The sequence below is a fragment of the Streptomyces sp. Ru73 genome, assembly GCF_002920575.1.
Taxonomy (GTDB): Bacteria; Actinomycetota; Actinomycetes; order Streptomycetales; family Streptomycetaceae; genus Streptomyces.
The window spans coordinates 1-17,720 of record NZ_PQSQ01000008.1 but is presented as its reverse complement, the minus strand read 5'-3'; the positions used below and the strand labels follow the sequence as shown (position 1 = coordinate 17,720).

Here is a 17,720-nt window from a genome sequence, read left to right as displayed (position 1 = left end):
TGCGGAGGTACGGAGCTGCGAAGGTGCCGCGAATCTACGGCTGACTATTTCTTTTAGAAATAGTGGGTTCCCGCTCAGCGGGAACCGTGGCAGGCTCGCGGCACCCCCTCCCCGCTCCTCGCAGGAGTCGCCGATGACCGTGCAATCGCCGTCGCTTCTGGAGAAGGCCGCGCTCGTCCTGGGCGCCTTCCAGGGCGCCACGCCCCGGCTGACGCTCACCGAGGTGGTACGCCGCTCAGGGCTGCCCCGCTCGTCCGTGCACCGCATACTCGACCAGCTCGTACGGCTGGGCTGGCTGGACCGCGACGGCCGGGACTACCGGCTGGGCATGCGGATGCTGGAGCTGGGCGCGACGGCCGCGCACCACAACCGGCTGCGCCGGGCCGCGCTGCCGCACCTGCACGCGCTGCGCGAGCGGACCGGGCACGTGGTGCACCTCGCGGTGCTGGACGGGCCCGAAGTGGTGTACCTGGAACGGCTCGGCGGCACCGCCGACGCGTCGGTGCCGTCCCGGACCGGCGGCCGGCAGCCGGCGTACTGCACGGGCACCGGCAAGGCGATCCTGGCGTTCAGCGAGCAAGCGCTGGTCGCCGAGGTGCTCCGGGCCGGGCTGCGGCCGCGCACGCCGTACACGATCGTCCGGCCGCGGCACTTCCACGCGGAGCTGGCGCGGATCCGCGAGCGCGGCGTGGCCTTCGACCGGGAAGAGGCGTTCCGGGGCGTGGCATGCGTGGCGGCCCCGCTGCGGGGCGCCGGACGTGCGGTCGCGTCGGTCTCGGTGTGCGGCAACGGCATCCACCGCGAACTGGAGCGGCTCGCGCCCCTGGTGCTCGGCACGGCCCGGTCGGTGTGGGCCGCGCTGTACGGGCCGGGGCGCACGGTGCCGCCGCGCGCGACGGACGGCCCCGCTGCCCCGGCCCTGGAGCCGGCGCAGATGGACACGATGATGTCGTGGATGCGGTTCGCGGAGTGGATGTGAGCCCTTGCGAGCCGGGCTCCAGGGTCAGGAGTAGCTGACCGCGACCTCGTTGGTGAGGGGTACGGCCTGGCAGGCCAGCACGTATCCCTCGGCGAGGTCCTGCTCGTCCAGTACGTCGTTGCGGAACATCTTCGTCTCGCCGGAGACGATCCGGCAGGCGCAGGCGCCGCAGGAGCCCTCACGGCAGGAGTACGGGGCGTCGACGCCGTCGGCCAGCAGCGCGTCGAGCAGCGGGGTGCGGACGGGCCAGCGGACGACGTGCGTCTGGCCGTCGAGCTCCACCTCCGCCGTGCTGTGCCCCTCCCCGGCCTCGTCCTGCACGGTCTCGCCCTGGGCGGTCTCGTCGCCCGGCGCATCGCCCGGCGCCGCGAAGACATCGGCCGACAAGGAGAAGAAGCGCTCCCGGTGTACGCGCCCGCCGCCCAGCGCGGCCTCCACCGCGTCCATCAGCGGCCCGGGCCCGCAGACGTACGTGTCCCGGTCCGCGTACGGCGCGACCACACCCGCCAGCCGGTCAGCGGCGGGCAGTCCCTGGACCGACTCCAGCCAGTGGACGGCCACCAGCCGGTCCGGGAAGCCCTCGGTCAGCTCCCGCAGTTCGTCGCGGAAGATGACGGCGGACTCGTCGCGGTTGGCGTACAGCAGCGCGACCTTGCCCGTACCGCCCACGAGCACCGACTTGGCGATGGAGATCACCGGTGTGATGCCGCTGCCGCCCGCCACGAGCAGCAGGTCCCGGTCGAGGGAGGCGGGCGTGAAGGTGCCGGCCGGGGGCAGCACTTCCAGCTCGTCACCGGTGGCCACGCGGTCGCAGAGCCAGTGGGAACCGTACCCGCCGGCCACCCGCTTGACCGTGATCTTCAGGGGTTCGACGGTGTGCGGAGAGCTCGCGAGCGAGTAACAGCGCGCCACGCCGGCGCCCGGCACCCGTACCGTGAGGAACTGGCCGGGCCGGTGGGCGAACCGGCCGGCGTCCTCGGGCCGCGGCCGGAGCACGAAGGACCGGGCGTCGGCGGTCTCCTCGACCACCGCGGTGACGCACAGCCGGTACGTACGCGGCTCAGGCATCGGCGGCCTCCCGTGTGGTGACGCGCAGGGTTCCCTCGGCCGCGGCCCGGTCGATGCTGTCGCGCAGCGCCGCGCAGGTCCGGATCCGGGCGCCGGTCTCCCCCGCGGCTGTCCGGGCCCCGAACTCCGGGCAGACGGCGGCCGCTTCGGCGGTCCACTGCACGGACGTATGGGCCGGGCTGAACTTCTCGCACAGGACCTGGTTGCCGCAGGCCGCGCACTCCACCGGCCGCACGTCAGGCACCGCCGGCGGGGCCTGCGGCGCGGCGCGCCAGGTTCTCGTCGACCTCGGCGCGCCAGGCCCGGTTGGCCCGCTCGGTGTCGATCTCGAACTCGAACCGGCGGACCATCTCGTCCTTCACGTCCGCCACGTCCACGTAGAACTGCTCGTACCAGCGGCGCAGTTGGTAGACCGGGCCGTCCTCCTCGGTGAGCAGCGGGTTGTCGATCCGGGTCTTGTTCCGCCAGATCTCCACGTCCTGCTCGAAGCCGGTCGCCAGTCCCTGTGACGTGAGCCGGGCTGCCTCGGCGGCCTCCTCGTCCGTCATGCCGGGCAGCTTCTTCACGATCGCGCCGTACTGGAGCAGGAAGCTGTCGGCGTCGATCGGATAGTGGCAGTTGATCAGCACCATCTCCGTCTCGACGCCCTCGGCCACCGGCGTCCAGAGGTAATCGATCATGTAGGACGGGCCGTAGTACGAGGCGTCGGAGCGCAGCGGCGCGCTGAGGGTGCCGAGGTCGACGTCCTCGCGCGGGGTGCTCTCCATGTACTGGGTGGCGATGTGCCCCTCGAAGACGTTCTTGAAGTAGGTGGGGAAGGAGTAGTGCACGTAGTAGAAGTGCGCCATATCGACGATGTTGTCGACGATCTCGCGGCAGTTGGCGCCCTCCACCCTGAGGGCGTGCCAGGTCCAGTCGCTCCAGTCGGCGCTGAAGGCGCCCTCGATGCGCGGGATGGTCACGTCGGGCGGGGGCGGGTTGCCCTCGGGGTCGTGCCAGACGAAGAGCTGGCGGTTCTCCTCCAGGGTGCGCCAGGCGCGGGTGCGGGCGCGCGGCGGGACCCGGCGGGCGTACGGGACGCCGGCGCACCGGCCGTTGCCGGACCAGCGCCAGTCGTGGAAGGGGCAGGCCACGGCGTCGCCCTTGACCGTGCCGTGCGCCAGGTTGCCGCCCATGTGGGGGCAGTAGGCGTTGAGTACGTGCAGCGCGCCGTCGTGCTCGCCCTGGAAGACCACCAGCTTGGTGCCGAACGCCTCGATCTCGTGCGGCCGGCCGTCCTTGAAGGCGTCGGCGAGGCCGAGGCAGTGCCAGCCACGGGCGAACCGGGCGGGCGGACGGCCCGCGTCGATGACGCGGGCCTCGTCGTGGGGAGCAGTCATCTTCTCTCGTCCTCCTGCCGGGCAAGGGGCTGTCCGGGGAGGCTAGGGCGGACCGCCGGCGGGACGGGAGGCGGAATTCCCGGTGAGCGGGAAAGGGGGCCGCGCGTAACGGGCGCCCACCGACGCCGGGTGCCATCACCGCCCGCTGCCCGGCCTGCCGCTCCGGCCCGCCGTCCTGAAGTCCCGGCGTCCCGGCGTCCCGCTCACTGTGCCCCGTACACCGGCTGCGGCGGTTCGGCCTCGGCGAGCAGCTTGCGTGTGGCCTCGCCGGCCTCGGCCGGGGTCCAGCGGGCGCCCTTGTCGGCGGTGGGGCCGGGACGCCAGCCCTCCATGACGGTGATCCGGCCGCCCTCCGCCTCGAAGACCCGGCCGGTCACCCCGGCGGAGTCCGCTGAGCCCAGCCACACGACGAGCGGCGCGACGTTCTCGGGCGCCATCGCGTCGAAGGCCCCCGCAGCCGGCGCCGCCATCGTCCCGGCGAAGGTCTGCTCGGTCATCCGGGTGCGGGCGGCCGGCGCGATCGCGTTGACCTGGACGCCGTACCGGCCCAGTTCGGCCGCGGCCACCAGGGTGAGTCCGACGATGCCGGCCTTGGCGGCCGCGTAGTTGCCCTGGCCGACGCTGCCGAGCAGGCCGGCCCCCGAACTGGTGTTGATGACCCGGGCGGCAGGCGTCCGGCCGGCCTTGGCCTCGGCGCGCCAGTGCGCGGCGGCGTGCCGCAGCGTCAGGAAGTGGCCCTTGAGGTGGACCCGCAGCACCGCGTCCCAGTCGTCCTCGCCGAGGTTGACCAGCATCCGGTCGCGGAGAAAGCCCGCGTTGTTGACGAGGGTGTCCAGCCGGCCGTACGTGTCGAGCGCGGCGGCGACGAGCGAGGCTGCGCCGTCGGAGGCGGCGATGTCACCGCCGTGCGCGACGGCCTCGCCGCCCGCGGCCCTGATCTCCTCGACGACGTGCTGCGCGGGCTCTCCGGCGCCCCCGCTGCCGTCCAGGCCGACGCCGAGGTCGTTGACGACGACCCTGGCGCCCTCGGCGGCGAGGGCGAGGGCGTGCGCGCGGCCCAGTCCGCGGCCCGCTCCGGTGACGACGGCGACGCGTCCGGTGCACAGTCCGGTCATGGTGGTTGTCCTGCCTTTCGAGGCGTGGGCGGTGTGCGGGTGGGTCGGTCCGGTGGCCGAATGCCGGTCAGTTGTTGACCGTGGCGGCGTCGAGGAACGCCGGGCGCTCGCCGCCGCCGTGTACGTGCAGGCTCGCGCCGCTGACGTACCCGGCGCGGCCGGAGGCGAGGAAGACGCAGGCGTCGCCGATCTCGGCGGGTTCGGCGAGCCGGCCGAGCGGCACGGTGCGGCCCACGGCCGCCACCCCGGCCTCGTCCCCGTAGTGCAGGTGGGACAGTTCGGTGCGGACCATGCCGAGGACGACGGTGTTGACGCGTACCTCCGGGGCCCATTCGACGGCCATCGAGCGGGCGAGGCTGTCCAGGCCCGCCTTGGCGGCTCCGTACGCCGCCGTGCCGGGTGACGGACGGGTGCCGCTGACGCTGCCGATCATGATGACCGAGCCGCCGGCCGGCGCGGCGCGCAGCAGGTCGTACGCCGCGAGCGAGGCGTGCAGCGGGGCGAGCAGATTCAGCTCGACGACCCGCGCAGCGTGCCGGCCGCCACCGTCGGCGAGCGTGCGGAACGTCGTGCCCCCGGCGTTGTTCACGAGGGTGTCGAGCCGGCCGTACTCCTCGTGCACCCGGGCGAAGAACGCGCCGACGGCGTCCGGGTCGCGCAGGTCGACCGGGCGGAAGCGGGCGGTGCGCCCGGCCGCCCGTACGGGTTCCTCCGGTGGCCGCCGCGCGCACGTCACCACCTCGGCGCCGGCCTCCAGGAAGGCGCGGGCGATTCCCGCGCCGACGCCCCGCGTTCCGCCCGTCACCACGGCGACGGTTCCGCTGAGATCGATGATCGCTGGCATTGAGCACCTCCCGCGGCGCGCCGACCGCTGCTACCTTGCCTGGACACGCCCCTAACAAACGTTTGGTGGAAAGGTAGCTGATCTGCTCATGGGTGTCTCCACCTCCCCACCCGAAGAGGGCATCGCGGTCGTCACCGTGGACTTCCCGCCGGTGAACGCCCTTCCCGTACAAGGCTGGTACGACCTGGCCGCCGCGGTCCGCGCTGCGGGCGCTGATCCGGCGGTGCGCTGCGTGGTCCTCGCCGCCGCAGGCCGCGGTTTCAACGCCGGGGTGGACATCAAGGAGATGCAGCGCACGGCGGGCCATGACGCGCTGCTCGGCGCGAACCGCGGCTGCTACGAGGCGTTCGCGGCCGTGTATGACTGCGAAGTCCCCGTGGTCGCCGCCGTACAGGGGTTCTGCCTGGGCGGCGGCATCGGCCTGGCGGGCAACGCGGACGCGGTGGTGGCGAGCGACGACGCCACCTTCGGCCTGCCGGAGCTGGACCGGGGCGCGCTCGGCGCGGCAACCCACCTCGCCCGGCTGGTGCCGCAGCACCTGATGCGGACGCTCTACTACACCTCACGCACCGTCACCGCCGAGGAGCTGCACCGGCACGGCTCCGTCTGGCGGGTCGTCCCCCGCGACCGGCTGATGAAGGCGGCGCGCGAGCTGGCGGGCGAGATCGCCGCCAAGGACGGCACCCTGATCCGGCTCGCCAAGGCCGCGATCAACGGCATCGACCCGGTCGACGTGCGCCGCAGCTACCGCTTCGAGCAGGGCTTCACCTTCGAGGCCAACCTCAGCGGCATCGCCGACCGCGTACGCGACACCTTCGGCAGCGAGAAGGAGCGTCAGTCATGAGCGACAAGACGATGACCGCCGACGAGGTGGTCGGCCGGCTCGCCGACGGCATGACGATCGGCATCGGCGGCTGGGGGTCGCGTCGCAAGCCGATGGCGCTGGTGCGCGCCCTGCTGCGCTCGGACCTCACCGACCTGACCGTGGTGTCGTACGGCGGTCCGGACGTCGGGCTGCTCGCCGCCGCCGGGAAGATCCGCCGGCTCGTCACCGCCTTCGGCACGCTGGACTCCGTGCCGCTGGAGCCGCACTTCTGCGCGGCCCGGCAGCGCGGCGGCCTCGAACTGACCGAGCTGGACGAGGCGATGGTGATGTGGGGCCTGACCGCCGCCGCGCACCGGCTGCCGTTCCTGCCGATCCGGGCGGGCCTCGGCTCCGACGTGATGACGGTCAACCCGTCGCTGCGGACGGTGACGTCGCCGTACCAGGACGGGGAGGAGCTGGTCGCCGTCCCCGCCCTGCGGCTGGACGCCGCACTCGTCCACCTCGACCGGGCCGACGCACAGGGCAACGGCCAGTACCTCGGCCCCGATCCGTACTTCGACGACCTGTTCTGCCAGGCCGCCGACACCGCCTATGTCTCCTGCGAGCGCGTGGTCGAAACGGCCGAGCTGCTCAAGGACCAAGGACCACAGTCGCTGCTGGTCAAGCGGGCGTTCGTGACCGGCGTCGTCGAGGCACCGCACGGCGCGCACTTCACCTCCTGCGCCCCCGACTACGGCCGCGACGAGGCGTTCCAACGGGCTTACGTACGGGCGGCCAAGGACCCGGAGGCGTGGCGGGCCTTCGCCGAGCGGTTCCTGTCCGGCGACGAGCACACCTACCAGGCCGCGGTCGCGGCGTTCCACGAGGAGACGGCATGACGAGTGCGACGACGACCACGGCGACCCGGGCCGAGACGTGCGTGGTGGCGTGCGCCGAGGCATGGCGCGGCGCGGGCGAGATCCTCGCGAGCCCGATGGGCACCATTCCCTCGATCGGCGCCCGGCTGGCGAAGCTCACCTTCTCCCCCGACCTGCTCCTCACGGACGGCGAGGCGCTGCTGATGGGCGACGTGCCGGCGGTCGGCGCGCCGTCCGAGGTGGCCGAGGGCTGGCTGCCGTACCGTCAGCACCTGGCGCTGGTCGCCACCGGGCGGCGGCACGTGATGATGGGCGCGAGCCAGCTCGACCGGTACGGCAACCAGAACATCAGCTGCATCGGCGACTGGGAGCGGCCGAAGCGGCAGCTGCTCGGCGTACGCGGGGCGCCCGTCAACACGTTGAACAATCCGACGAGTTACTGGGTGCCGCGGCACTCCACCCGGGTGTTCGTCGAGCGGGTCGACATGGTGTGCGGCGTCGGGTACGACCGGGCCGCTGCCGCCGGTCCGTCGGCCTCGCGGTACCACCGCATCCCGCAGGTCGTCAGCGACCTGGGCGTCTTCGACTTCGAGACGCCGGACCGCACGATGCGGCTGCGCTCGGTGCACCCGGGGGCCACCCTCGAGCAGGTCCGGGAGGCCACCGGTTTCCCGCTCTCCGTCCCCGCCGAGGTGCCGTACACCCGCGAGCCCACCCCCGAGGAGCTGCGGCTGATTCGCGAGGTCATCGACCCCGACGGGCTGCGGGGCCGGGAGGTGCCCGCATGACGGCGGCGGAGCGGCCCCGCACTGCGGACGCCGCGTTCGAGACGCCGCTCACCCGGCTCGTCGGCGTGCGCCACCCCGTCGTCCAGACCGGCATGGGGTGGGTCGCCGGCCCCCGGCTCGTCTCGGCCGCCGCCAACGCGGGCGCGCTCGGCATCCTGGCCTCGGCCACCATGCCCACGGACCGGCTGCGGAGCGCCGTACGGGAGGTCGCGTCCCGCACCGACGCGCCGTTCGGGGTGAACCTGCGCGCCGACGCCGGTGACGCGGCCGACCGCGTACGGATCATCATCGAGGAGGGCGTACGCGTCGCCTCGTTCGCGCTGGCGCCCTCCCGCGAGCTGATCGCCCGGCTCAAGGACGCGGGGGTGGTCGTCATCCCGTCCGTCGGGGCCCGGCGGCACGCGGAGAAGGTCGCCGCCTGGGGCGCCGACGCGGTGATCGTGCAGGGCGGTGAGGGCGGCGGGCACACCGGGGAGGTCGCCACCGGCGTGCTGCTGCCGCAGGTCGTGGACGCGGTGGACATCCCGGTCGTGGCGGCGGGCGGCTTCCACGACGGCCGCGGGCTGGTCGCGGCGCTGGCGTACGGCGCCGCCGGCATCGCCATGGGCACCCGCTTCCTCCTCACCTCCGAGAGCACCGTCCCGGACGCGGTCAAAGCCCGCTACCTCGCCGCGACCGTCCAGGACGTCACCGTCACCACCGCCGTCGACGGCCTCCCCCACCGGATGCTGCGCAGCGAGCTGGTCGACGCGCTGGAGCGCTCGGGGCGGGTCGCCTCGCTGGTACGGGCCGTGCGCCACGCCGCGGCCTTCCGGCGCGACTCCGGTACGAGCTGGGCACAGATGGTGCGTGACGGCCTCACGATGAAACACGGCAAGGAGCTGACCTGGAGTCAGGTCCTGCTCGCCGCCAACACGCCGATGCTGCTCAAGGGCTCGATGGTGGACGGCCGTACGGACCTGGGCGTGATGGCGGCCGGGCAGGTCGCGGGGCTGATCGACGACCTGCCGTCCTGCGCCGAGCTGGTCGGCCGCGTGATGGCCGAAGCACGCGCGACGCTCCGCGCCCTGCCCGCCCCGGCCTGACCCCGGGCCGCGTCCTGCCCTGCCCGCCGCGGCCCCCGGCCCCGGCCCGCGCACCACCCGAGGAACTTCCGGCACACCGCACCCCGGACATCCCCTCTCCCCCTTGGAGTGACCCATGCGCGCCACTCGTCCCCGCCGTACGGCGGCGGTCCTGCTCACCGCCGCCCTCGGCCTCCTGCCCGCCTGCACCGCGGCCCCGGCCGACGACCGCCCCGCCGCTTCCTCCGGCCCGGCAACCGCCACCGTCCACCGCGTCCCGCTGCACGGCGCGGTCAACGTCCGCGACCTCGGCGGCTACCGCACCCGCGACGGCCACCACGTCCGGTACGGCCAGCTGTTCCGGGCCGACGGGCTCGGCGGGCTGACCGCGGCGGACCGCGGGAAGCTGGCAGGGCTGGGCCTGCGTACCGTCGTCGACCTGCGCATCCCCGCCGAGATCGCACGGGACGGCGCCGACCGGCTGCCCCGCGGCGTCGCCGTCGTCTCCCGGCCGGTGCCGGACAGCGAGCTGAACGACACCACCAACGCGGCACTGGGCAGCAAGGACCCGGACCGGCAGCGGAAGCTGCTCGGCAATGGCCGCGCGGAGCGGCTGATGCGGGCCACCTACCGGTCCTTCGTCAGCAGCGCGCCGAGCCGCCGCCAGTTCGCCGCGACCCTGCGGGACGTGGCGGACGGCAAGGGGACCCCGCTGCTGTTCCACTGCACGGCGGGCAAGGACCGCACCGGCTGGCTGAGTTACGTGCTGCTGCGCGCCCTCGGCGTACCGGAGGCCACCGCCACCCGTGACTACCTGCTCTCCAACCGCCTCCGCGCGGCGGCCGACCGCAGGACCCGCGCCGGACTGGCGAAGAGCGGCCGGATGCGGGACCCCGAGCTGCTCACTCCCCTGCTGGAGGTGCGCGAGGACTATCTGCGGGCGGCGCTGGACCAGGCGGACCGGGAGTACGGCGGTGTCGACGGCTACCTCACCGAGGGGCTGGGCCTGGATTCCGGGACCCTCGCGGCGCTCCGCTCCCGCCTGCTGCGCTGAGCGGCTTCGGTCTGCTCAGCGCCGGCCCGTGCGGACCGCTCCCGCGCTCGCCGCGACCACCATCGCGATCGCGGCGCACTGCACCGCCGAGAGCCCCTGCCCCAGCACCAGGTAGCCGGCCAGCGCGGCGACGGCCGGCGCCAGGCTCGTCAGCACCGCGAAGGTGGCCGCCGGCAGCCGGCGCAGCGCGAGGAGCTCCAGGGCGTACGGCACGCCCGAGGACATCACCGCGATCACCACCCCGAGGGCGAGCACCGCCGGTTCGAGCAGTGTCGCGCCGGACGCGCCGATGCCGAGCGGCAGGGCGACCAGGGCGGCGACGGTCATCGCGATGGCCAGCCCGTCCAGCCGCGGGAAGCGGGCGCCGGCGCGCGCGTTGAGCAGGATGTACGCGGCCCACATCGCCCCGGCGCCCAGCGCGAAGGCCACGCCCGCGGGGTCGAGCCCCTGGAAGTCGCCGCCGCCCAGCAGGTAGACCCCGGCGAGCGCGAGGCCGGCCCAGAGCAGCCCCGCGGCGCGGCGCCCGGCGACGACGGACAGCAGCAGCGGCCCCAGCACCTCCAGGGTGACGGCGGCGCCCAGCGGGAGCCGGTCGATCGCCTGGTAGAAGAGGATGTTCATGCCGCCGAGGGCCAGGCCGAAGCCGACGGCCACGCACCGGTCGGCGCGCGAGTAGCCGCGCAGCCGCGGCCGGGTGATCACCAGGAGCAGTACGGCGGCGAGCGCGATGCGCAGGGCGACCGTGCCGAGCGCACCGGCCCGCGGGAAGAGCAGCGCGGCGCAGGCCGAGCCGAACTGGACGGACAGCGTGCCGGCCAGTACCAGGCCGACGCCGGTGAGGCTGCCGCGCCCGGCGGCGGCGCGTACGGGGGCGGGGGTGGTGGTGGCCGTCGGTGAGGAGGTGCGTACCGGTGAAGTCATGCCTTCACGCTAGGAGTCCGGCTGCGCCGCGTGAAATGCCAGTTCCGCTGCGGTTATGCTTCCGCGGCATGACCATGGAACTGCGGCACCTGCGTGCCTTCCTCACCATCGCCGAGGAAGGCAACATCACCCGCGCCGCCGCTCGCCTCCACACCGGCCAGCCCGCGCTCTCGCGCACCCTGCGCCAGCTGGAGGACCACTTCGGGGCCCGGCTCGTCGACCGCTCCACCCACCACCTCGCGCTGACCGCGGCGGGGCGCACGTTCCGCGACAAGGCCGCCGCCGCGCTCGCCGCGGTGGAGGCGGCCCTCGATCCGCGGGGGCTGACGTCGTGGCCGCTGCGGCTCGGCCACACCTGGGCCGCGCTCGGCGACCACACCGTGCCGCTGCTGCGCCGCTGGGACCAGACGCACCCGGACGTCCCGCTGGAGCTGCGCCGCATCGACGACGCGACGGCCGGGCTCACCCAGGGCAAGGTGGACGCGGCCCTGTTGCGCGGTGACGTCACCGCGTCCGGCGTCACCACCGAGGTGCTGCTGTGGGAGGAGCGGGTGGCGGTGCTGCCGGCCGACAGCCCGCTGGCCGCGCTGGACCGGGTCACCCTGGCGGACCTCGCCGGCCGCCCGCTCGTCCTCAACACCGTGTCCGGCACCACGACACTGGATCTGTGGCCGCCGGCCCAGCGCACCGCCACCACCCTGGAGGTGACCAACACCGACGAGTGGCTGGTGGCGATCGCAGCGGGCCGCGCCGTGGGGATCTCCACGACCGCCACGCCGCGCAACCACACCCATCCCTCGGTCCGCTACCGCCCGCTCGTGGACGCCCCGCCCGTCCCCGTCGTCCTCGCCTGGCGCGACGTGCCGGGCCACCCGGCCGTCCCCGACCTGCTGGCCCTGGCCCGCGAGGTCGTGGGGGCCGGAGGGGACTGAGCCGCCCGGCCCGCCGTGTCCTTCTACGGCCTCACCGGCGCACCGCCGCGGCGGCGTCCTCAGAGGCGTTCGATGATGGTCACGTTCGCCTGGCCACCGCCCTCGCACATGGTCTGGAGGCCGTAACGTCCGCCGGTGCGCTCCAGTTCGTGCAGCAGGGTGGTCATGAGCTTGGTGCCGGTGGCGCCGAGCGGGTGGCCGAGCGCGATGGCCCCGCCGTTGACGTTCACCTTCTCCGGGTCGGCGCCGGTCTCCTTCAGCCAGGCCAGGACGACCGGCGCGAACGCCTCGTTGATCTCGACCAGGTCGATGTCGTCGAGGGTCAGACCGGTCTTCTTCAGCGCGTACGCGGTGGCCGGGATCGGCGCCGACAGCATGCGGATGGGGTCCTCGCCGCGCACGGAGAGATGGTGGACGCGGGCCCTGGGGGTCAGGCCGTGCGCGCGTACGGCGCGTTCGGAGGCGAGCAGCATCGCCGAGGCGCCGTCGGAGACCTGCGAGGAGACGGCGGCGGTCAGCCGCCCGCCCTCGACCACCGGCTTGAGCTGCGCCATCTTCTCCAGCGAGGTGTCCCGGCGGGGGCCCTCGTCGGCCGTGACGTCCCCGTACGGGACGAGCTCGCGGTCGAAGCGGCCCTCGTCGGCGGCGCGCAGGGCCCGCCGGTGGGAGCGGAGCGCGAACTCCTCCATGGCCTCGCGGGTGATGCCCCACTTCTCGGCGATCAGCTCGGCGCCGTGGAACTGGTTGACCGGCGCGTCGCCGTACCGGGCCCGCCAGCCCTCGCTGCCCGCGTACGGGCCCTCGGTCAGCCCGAGCGGTTCGGCGGCCTGCCTGCTGGCGAAGGCGATCGGGACCATCGACATGTTCTGCGTGCCGCCCGCCACGACCAGGTCCTGGGTGCCGGAGAGCACGCCCTGCGCGGCGAAGTGGACCGCCTGCTGCGAGGAGCCGCACTGCCGGTCGACGGTGACGCCGGGCACCTCTTCGGGCAGCCCGGCCGCCAGCCAGCAGGTCCGCGCGATGTCACCGGCCTGCGGCCCGACGGTGTCCAGGCAGCCGAAGACCACGTCCTCGACGGCGGCCGGGTCGATGCCGGTGCGCCGCACGAGGGCCTTCAGCACATGGGCGCCGAGGTCGGCCGGGTGGACGGCGGCGAGCCCGCCGTTCCGGCGCCCGACGGGCGTGCGTATCGCGTCGATGATGTAGGCCTCGGCCATGGCTGCTGCTCCTCCGGTTCACAGGGCGCGCGGGCGCACGGGCGGCGCGCGGGAATCAGGTACGTACGGCGACACCGTCCAGGACCATGGACAGGTACTGGCGGGCGATCTCCTCCGGGCTGTGCTGTCCGCCCGGGCGGTACCAGCTGACCGCGACCCAGACGGTGTCGCGGATGAAGCGGTAGGTGAGCCGGACGTCGAGGTCGGCGCGGAAGACCCCGGCGGCCACCCCGCGCTCCAGCGTGCCCAGCCATGCCTTCTCGAACTTCACCTGCGAGTCGGCGAGGTAGGCGAAGCGCGGCTGGGCGGCGAGGGCCCTGGCCTCCTTCTGGTAGATGGCGACGGCGGCGCGGTGCCGGTCGATCTCCCGGAAGGACTCGGTGACCAGGGCCTCGATGGTCTCGCGGGGGCCGAGCCCGGCGTCCAGCACGGTGTCGTAGCGGGCCCACAGCTCGTCCAGGAAGGTCGCGAGGATCTCGTCCAGCATCGATTCCTTGGAATCGAAGTGGTAGTAGAGGCTGCCGGCCAGCATGCCGGCCGCGTCCGCGATCTTCCGTACGGTGGTGGCGTTGTAGCCCTGCTCGGCGAAGACCTCGGCGGCGGTGTCCAGCAGCTCGCGGCGGCGCTCGGGGGACGGGCTCATGTTCGGCTTCTTCTTGGCGGTTGGCACCGCACCATTGTCGCCCGCCCCTCACGCGCGCTGACTGCTGACCGGCACGACCTCGCCCGTCATGTAGGAGGAATAGTCGCTGGCCAGGAAGACGATCACGTTGGCGACCTCCCAGGGCTCCGCGTACCGCCCGAACGCCTCCCGCTCGGTCAGCTCGGCCAGCAGTTCCGGCGTGGTGACCTTCGCCAGGTGCGGATGCATGGCCAGGCTCGGCGCCACGGCGTTGACCCGTACCCCGTACTCGGCCGCCTCCACCGCGGCACACCGGGTCAGCGCCATCACGCCTGCCTTGGCTGCGGCGTAGTGTGCCTGGCCGCGCTGGGCGCGCCAGCCGACGACGGAGGCATTGTTGACGACGACACCGCCGTGGCCCGCGGCCTTCATCCGGCGCAGTGCGGCGCGGGTGCAGCGGAAGGTGCCGTTGAGGGTGACGTCGAGGACCCGGTCCCACTGCTCGTCGGTCATGTCGACGAGGTCGGCGGTGCCGCCGAGCCCGGCGTTGTTGACGACGACGTCGAGCCGGCCGTGCCGTTCCCCGGCGAGGTCGAGCAGTGCGTTGACCTGGTCCTCGTCGGTGACGTCGCAGGGCAGGGCGGCGACCCGGCCGGCGCCGAACTCTTCCGCGAGGGCGGCCTCGGACTCCTTGAGCCGGCGGGCGTGCGCGTCGGAGAGGACGACGCTCGCGCCCTCTTCCAGGAGGCGGCGCGCGGTGGCACCGCCGATGCCCGCGCCCGCGGCGGCGGTGACGACGGCGGTGCGGCCGGCGAGGAGCGCGTGCCCGGGGACGTACGGGGGCGGCGGGGTCATGCGCGTGCCTCCTTGGGCAGGCCGAGCACGCGCTCGGCGATGACGTTGCGCTGGATCTCGTTGGACCCCGCGTAGATCGTGTCGGCGCGGGAGAAGAGGTAGAGCCGCTGCCAGTCGGTGAGGTCGTACGGCTCGCCTGCGGCGAGCATCCCGTCGGCGCCGCAGACGTCCATGGCGAGTGCGCCGAGCTCGCGGTGCCAGGTGGCCCAGAAGATCTTCCCGATGGACGCCTCGGGACCCGGCGCGCCGGCGGCGACCCCGTCGAGCATCCGCAGCGCGTTCCAGCGGATCGTCTCCAGCCCTGTCCAGGCGCGGGCGATCCGGTCGCGCATCAGCGGGTCGGCGGCGGCGCCGTTGGCCTTGGCCAGCTCGGTGAGGGCGGTCAGTTCGCGGCGGAAGCCGACCTGCTGGCCGAGGGTGGAGACGCCCCGCTCGAAGCCGAGGGTGGCCATGGCGATGCGCCAGCCGTCCCCGGGTTCGCCGACGAGGTGGGCCACGTCCGTGCGCGCCCCGTCGAAGAAGACCTCGTTGAACTCGGAGGTGCCGGTGAGCTGGGTGATCGGGCGTATGTCCACGCCGGGCTGGTCGAGCGGGACCAGCAGGTACGACAGCCCGGCGTGCCGGACGGAACCCGGCTCCGTACGGGCGACGACGAAGCACCAGTCCGACTCGTGCGCGAGCGAGGTCCAGGTCTTCTGCCCGGTGACCACCCACTCCCCGCCGTCCCGCTCGGCCCTGGTCCGTACGTTGGCGAGGTCCGAGCCCGCGTCCGGCTCGCTGTAGCCCTGGCACCACAGTTCCTCGACGGCGACGATCCCCGGGAGGAAGCGGTCCCGCTGGGCGGGCGTGCCGAAGGCGATGAGGGTGGGGCCGAGCAGCTGCTCGCCGATGTGGTTCACCCGGGCCGGTGCGTCGGCGAGGGCGTACTCCTCGTGGAAGGCGATCTGCTCGGCGAGGCTCGCGCCCCGGCCGCCGTACTCCTGCGGCCAGCCGATACAGGTCCAGCCCTCGGCGGCCATGTGCCGTTCCCAGGCGAGGCGTTCGGCGAACGCCTCGTGCTCCCTGCCAGGGCCGCCGCGGCCGCGCAGGTCCGCGAACTCGCCGGTGAGGTGGGCCCGCAGCCAGGAGCGGACCTCGGTGCGGAACTCCTCGACGCTGCTCATGCCGTTACGTTAACCTACCAAACACTTGTTAGGGAAGGAGTGGCAGATGCCCGCTGTACCCGACGACGAGCCGGTGCGGTACGCACGGCAGGGACCGGTCGCGACGGTCACCATGAACCGCCCCGATTACCGCAACGCCCAGAATTCCGCGATGACCTACGCGCTGGACCGCGCCTTCTACCGCGCGGCCGAGGACGACGAGGTCAAGGCCGTCGTCCTCGCGGGCGCCGGCAAGCACTTCTCCGCGGGCCACGACATCGGCACCCCCGAGCGCGACGCGCACCTGCCCTTCGACCGCAAGGCCGGACTGTGGTGGGACCACAGCGACAAGGCGGGCGCGGAGAGCCGCTTCGCGCGCGAGTCCGAGGTGTACCTCGGCATGTGCCGCCGCTGGCGCGAACTGCCCAAGCCGGTGATCGCCAGCGTGCAGGGCGCGTGCGTGGCGGGCGGTCTGATGCTCGCCTGGATCTGCGATCTGATCGTCGCCTCCGAGGACGCCTTCTTCGCCGACCCGGTGGTCCGCATGGGCATACCGGGCGTGGAGTACTTCGCCCACCCCTGGGTGATGCCGCCCCGGATCGCCAAGGAGTTCCTCTACACCGGCGACCGGATGACGGCACGGCGCGCGTACGAACTCGGCATGGTCAACCGGGTCGTACCGCGCGATCAACTGGCCGACGAAACAACCGCGTTGGCACACCGTATCGCCGAGATGCCGCGCATGGGCCTCGCCCTCACCAAGCGCGCGGTCAACCAGGCCGAGGACCTCCAGGGCCTGCACACCGGGCTGGACTCCGTCTTCGGCCTGCACCACCTCGCACACGCGCACAACGCCGAGACCGCACGCGACTCGCTCGGCGGCATGGACATCCGGGGCATGAAGGAGGCGTCCTCCTGATGGACCTCGATCTCTCCCCCGCGGACGAGGCATTCCGGGCCGAGGCACGCGCCTGGCTCACCGCCCACGTGCCCCGCACCCCGCTGCCCTCCCTGGAGACGGCGGAGGGCTTCGCGGCCCACCGGGAGTGGGAGCGCACCCTGCACGACGGCCGCTGGTCGGTGGTCTCCTGGCCCGAGGAGTACGGCGGCCGGGGCGAGTCCCTGCTGCGCTGGCTGCTCTTCGAGGAGGAGTACTACGCGGCCGGGGCGCCCGGCCGGGTGAGTCAGAACGGGATCAGTCTGCTGGCCCCGACGCTCTTCGCACACGGGACGCCCGAGCAGCTGGCACGCGTACTGCCCGCCATGGCGCGCGGCGAGACGGTGTGGGCCCAGGCGTGGTCGGAGCCGGAGGCCGGTTCGGACCTGGCGTCACTGCGCTCGACGGCGGTACGGACCGAGGGGGGCTGGCTGCTCAGCGGCCAGAAGACCTGGTCCTCCCGCGCCGCCTTCGCCGACCGGGCCTTCGGCCTCTTCCGCAGCGACCCGTCCGGCGCCGCGGAGGGCAAGCCGCACCGGGGCCTGACGTACCTGATGTTCCCGCTGGACGCGGACGGGGTGACCGTAAGACCCATCGGCCGGCTCGACGGCAAGCCCGCCTTCGCCGAACTCTTCCTCGACGAGGTCTTCGTCCCGGACGCCGACGTGATCGGCGAGCCGGGGCAGGGCTGGCGGGTGGCGATGAGCACGGCGGGCAACGAGCGCGGGCTGACACTGCGCAGTCCGGGCCGCTTCCTCGCGGCCGCCGGCCGGCTGCTGGCACTCTGGCGCGAGCGGGCCGACCCGGCCGACACCGCGCTGCGCGACCGGGTGGCCGACGCGGTGATCGGCGCCCGCGCGTACCAGCTCTTCACCTACGGCAATGCCTCCCGCGTCGCCGCCGACGGCTCACTGGGCGCCGAGTCCAGCCTGAACAAGGTCTTCTGGTCCGAGTACGACATCGCACTGCACGAGACGGCGCTCGATCTGCTGGGCCCGGAGGGCGAGCTGGCGGACACGGCCGGGGACGCGCCCGCGCACGGCGGCTGGGCCGAGGGCTACACCTTCGCGCTCGCCGGCCCGGTCTACGCGGGCACCAACGAGATCCAGCGCGACATCAT

The 17,720-nt window shown here is 73.6% G+C and carries 19 protein-coding genes; 9 read left to right on the top strand and 10 right to left on the bottom strand.

What is annotated here, in order from left to right:
- Positions 1-133 precede the first annotated feature (133 nt).
- Positions 134-979, top strand: coding sequence for an IclR family transcriptional regulator (locus C3486_RS05600; protein ID WP_103831453.1), 846 nt, complete (start codon positions 134-136; stop codon positions 977-979).
- Positions 980-1,003: 24 nt separating this feature from the next.
- Here the strand turns inward: C3486_RS05600 and C3486_RS05595 are convergent, their stop codons facing one another.
- From C3486_RS05595 to C3486_RS05575, 5 genes are all read right to left on the bottom strand, one after another.
- Complete coding sequence (locus C3486_RS05595) at positions 1,004-2,047, bottom strand: ferredoxin--NADP reductase (protein ID WP_103831452.1); 1,044 nt, start codon at positions 2,045-2,047, stop codon at positions 1,004-1,006.
- Positions 2,040-2,291, bottom strand: coding sequence for a hypothetical protein (locus C3486_RS05590; protein ID WP_219822194.1), 252 nt, complete (start codon positions 2,289-2,291; stop codon positions 2,040-2,042). The genes C3486_RS05595 and C3486_RS05590 overlap by 8 nt, the downstream gene beginning before the upstream one ends.
- The gene (locus tag C3486_RS05585; RefSeq protein ID WP_103831450.1) at positions 2,284-3,426 is read right to left on the bottom strand and encodes a Rieske 2Fe-2S domain-containing protein; all 1,143 of its coding nucleotides are present in this window, start codon (positions 3,424-3,426) and stop codon (positions 2,284-2,286) included. The genes C3486_RS05590 and C3486_RS05585 overlap by 8 nt, the downstream gene beginning before the upstream one ends.
- Positions 3,427-3,629: 203 nt before the next feature.
- Positions 3,630-4,541 (bottom strand): SDR family oxidoreductase, encoded by a 912-nt coding sequence (locus C3486_RS05580; RefSeq protein WP_103831449.1) that lies wholly within the window; start codon positions 4,539-4,541, stop codon positions 3,630-3,632.
- Positions 4,542-4,608: 67 nt separating this feature from the next.
- Complete coding sequence (locus tag C3486_RS05575) at positions 4,609-5,385, bottom strand: SDR family oxidoreductase (RefSeq protein ID WP_103831448.1); 777 nt, start codon at positions 5,383-5,385, stop codon at positions 4,609-4,611.
- A gap of 88 nt (positions 5,386-5,473) precedes the next feature.
- Between C3486_RS05575 and C3486_RS05570 the strand changes: the two genes are divergently transcribed.
- From C3486_RS05570 to C3486_RS05550, 5 genes are all read left to right on the top strand, one after another.
- Entirely contained in the window at positions 5,474-6,229 is a 756-nt protein-coding gene (locus C3486_RS05570) for an enoyl-CoA hydratase family protein (protein WP_103831447.1), read from the top strand.
- Positions 6,226-7,089 (top strand): CoA transferase subunit A, encoded by an 864-nt coding sequence (locus tag C3486_RS05565; protein WP_103831446.1) that lies wholly within the window; start codon positions 6,226-6,228, stop codon positions 7,087-7,089. The genes C3486_RS05570 and C3486_RS05565 overlap by 4 nt, the downstream gene beginning before the upstream one ends.
- Positions 7,086-7,856, top strand: coding sequence for a CoA-transferase subunit beta (locus tag C3486_RS05560; protein WP_103831445.1), 771 nt, complete (start codon positions 7,086-7,088; stop codon positions 7,854-7,856). Before C3486_RS05565 ends, C3486_RS05560 begins: the two co-directional genes overlap by 4 nt.
- Positions 7,853-8,941: a nitronate monooxygenase family protein gene (locus C3486_RS05555; protein WP_103831444.1), complete on the top strand. Its 1,089-nt coding sequence runs from the start codon at positions 7,853-7,855 to the stop codon at positions 8,939-8,941. Before C3486_RS05560 ends, C3486_RS05555 begins: the two co-directional genes overlap by 4 nt.
- Positions 8,942-9,056: 115 nt before the next feature.
- Positions 9,057-9,974, top strand: a complete 918-nt coding sequence (locus tag C3486_RS05550) for a tyrosine-protein phosphatase (protein ID WP_103831443.1) — start codon at positions 9,057-9,059, stop codon at positions 9,972-9,974.
- Between the two features lie 15 nt (positions 9,975-9,989).
- Here C3486_RS05550 and C3486_RS05545 read toward each other — a convergent pair whose 3' ends face one another.
- Positions 9,990-10,895 carry a DMT family transporter gene (locus C3486_RS05545; protein WP_103831442.1) on the bottom strand — a complete coding sequence of 302 codons (906 nt, stop codon included), beginning with the start codon at positions 10,893-10,895 and terminating at the stop codon, positions 9,990-9,992.
- A gap of 68 nt (positions 10,896-10,963) precedes the next feature.
- On the opposite strand from C3486_RS05545, the gene C3486_RS05540 reads away from it, so the two are divergent.
- Entirely contained in the window at positions 10,964-11,827 is an 864-nt protein-coding gene (locus tag C3486_RS05540) for a LysR family transcriptional regulator (RefSeq protein WP_103831441.1), read from the top strand.
- A gap of 59 nt (positions 11,828-11,886) precedes the next feature.
- Here the strand turns inward: C3486_RS05540 and C3486_RS05535 are convergent, their stop codons facing one another.
- The 4 genes from C3486_RS05535 to C3486_RS05520 are packed head-to-tail and all read right to left on the bottom strand — an operon-like array spanning position 11,887 to position 15,684.
- Complete coding sequence (locus C3486_RS05535; RefSeq protein WP_103831440.1) at positions 11,887-13,044, bottom strand: acetyl-CoA C-acetyltransferase; 1,158 nt, start codon at positions 13,042-13,044, stop codon at positions 11,887-11,889.
- Positions 13,045-13,099: 55 nt separating this feature from the next.
- Positions 13,100-13,687: a TetR/AcrR family transcriptional regulator gene (locus tag C3486_RS05530; protein ID WP_103831439.1), complete on the bottom strand. Its 588-nt coding sequence runs from the start codon at positions 13,685-13,687 to the stop codon at positions 13,100-13,102.
- Positions 13,688-13,735: 48 nt separating this feature from the next.
- Positions 13,736-14,521, bottom strand: a complete 786-nt coding sequence (locus C3486_RS05525; RefSeq protein ID WP_103831438.1) for an SDR family oxidoreductase — start codon at positions 14,519-14,521, stop codon at positions 13,736-13,738.
- Positions 14,518-15,684 (bottom strand): acyl-CoA dehydrogenase family protein, encoded by a 1,167-nt coding sequence (locus C3486_RS05520; protein WP_103831437.1) that lies wholly within the window; start codon positions 15,682-15,684, stop codon positions 14,518-14,520. The genes C3486_RS05525 and C3486_RS05520 overlap by 4 nt, the downstream gene beginning before the upstream one ends.
- Positions 15,685-15,730: 46 nt before the next feature.
- Here C3486_RS05520 and C3486_RS05515 point away from each other — a divergent pair, with 46 nt between their 5' ends.
- Entirely contained in the window at positions 15,731-16,582 is an 852-nt protein-coding gene (locus tag C3486_RS05515; protein WP_103831436.1) for an enoyl-CoA hydratase, read from the top strand.
- The coding region (locus tag C3486_RS05510) for an acyl-CoA dehydrogenase family protein (protein ID WP_103831435.1) at positions 16,582-17,720 on the top strand (1,139 nt) is incomplete at its 3' end. The genes C3486_RS05515 and C3486_RS05510, both read left to right, overlap by 1 nt.

What these genes read in the sequence shown, in the direction of transcription:
- C3486_RS05600 (WP_103831453.1), top strand. Translation starts at nt 134, where the DNA reads ATGACCGTGCAATCGCCGTCGCTTCTGGAGAAGGCCGCGCTCGTCCTG.
- C3486_RS05595 (WP_103831452.1), bottom strand. Translation starts at nt 2,047, where the DNA reads ATGCCTGAGCCGCGTACGTACCGGCTGTGCGTCACCGCGGTGGTCGAG.
- C3486_RS05585 (WP_103831450.1), bottom strand. Translation starts at nt 3,426, where the DNA reads ATGACTGCTCCCCACGACGAGGCCCGCGTCATCGACGCGGGCCGTCCG.
- C3486_RS05580 (WP_103831449.1), bottom strand. Translation starts at nt 4,541, where the DNA reads ATGACCGGACTGTGCACCGGACGCGTCGCCGTCGTCACCGGAGCGGGC.
- C3486_RS05575 (WP_103831448.1), bottom strand. Translation starts at nt 5,385, where the DNA reads ATGCCAGCGATCATCGATCTCAGCGGAACCGTCGCCGTGGTGACGGGC.
- C3486_RS05570 (WP_103831447.1), top strand. Translation starts at nt 5,474, where the DNA reads ATGGGTGTCTCCACCTCCCCACCCGAAGAGGGCATCGCGGTCGTCACC.
- C3486_RS05565 (WP_103831446.1), top strand. Translation starts at nt 6,226, where the DNA reads ATGAGCGACAAGACGATGACCGCCGACGAGGTGGTCGGCCGGCTCGCC.
- C3486_RS05560 (WP_103831445.1), top strand. Translation starts at nt 7,086, where the DNA reads ATGACGAGTGCGACGACGACCACGGCGACCCGGGCCGAGACGTGCGTG.
- C3486_RS05555 (WP_103831444.1), top strand. Translation starts at nt 7,853, where the DNA reads ATGACGGCGGCGGAGCGGCCCCGCACTGCGGACGCCGCGTTCGAGACG.
- C3486_RS05550 (WP_103831443.1), top strand. Translation starts at nt 9,057, where the DNA reads ATGCGCGCCACTCGTCCCCGCCGTACGGCGGCGGTCCTGCTCACCGCC.
- C3486_RS05545 (WP_103831442.1), bottom strand. Translation starts at nt 10,895, where the DNA reads ATGACTTCACCGGTACGCACCTCCTCACCGACGGCCACCACCACCCCC.
- C3486_RS05540 (WP_103831441.1), top strand. Translation starts at nt 10,964, where the DNA reads ATGACCATGGAACTGCGGCACCTGCGTGCCTTCCTCACCATCGCCGAG.
- C3486_RS05535 (WP_103831440.1), bottom strand. Translation starts at nt 13,044, where the DNA reads ATGGCCGAGGCCTACATCATCGACGCGATACGCACGCCCGTCGGGCGC.
- C3486_RS05530 (WP_103831439.1), bottom strand. Translation starts at nt 13,687, where the DNA reads ATGAGCCCGTCCCCCGAGCGCCGCCGCGAGCTGCTGGACACCGCCGCC.
- C3486_RS05525 (WP_103831438.1), bottom strand. Translation starts at nt 14,521, where the DNA reads ATGACCCCGCCGCCCCCGTACGTCCCCGGGCACGCGCTCCTCGCCGGC.
- C3486_RS05520 (WP_103831437.1), bottom strand. Translation starts at nt 15,684, where the DNA reads ATGAGCAGCGTCGAGGAGTTCCGCACCGAGGTCCGCTCCTGGCTGCGG.
- C3486_RS05515 (WP_103831436.1), top strand. Translation starts at nt 15,731, where the DNA reads ATGCCCGCTGTACCCGACGACGAGCCGGTGCGGTACGCACGGCAGGGA.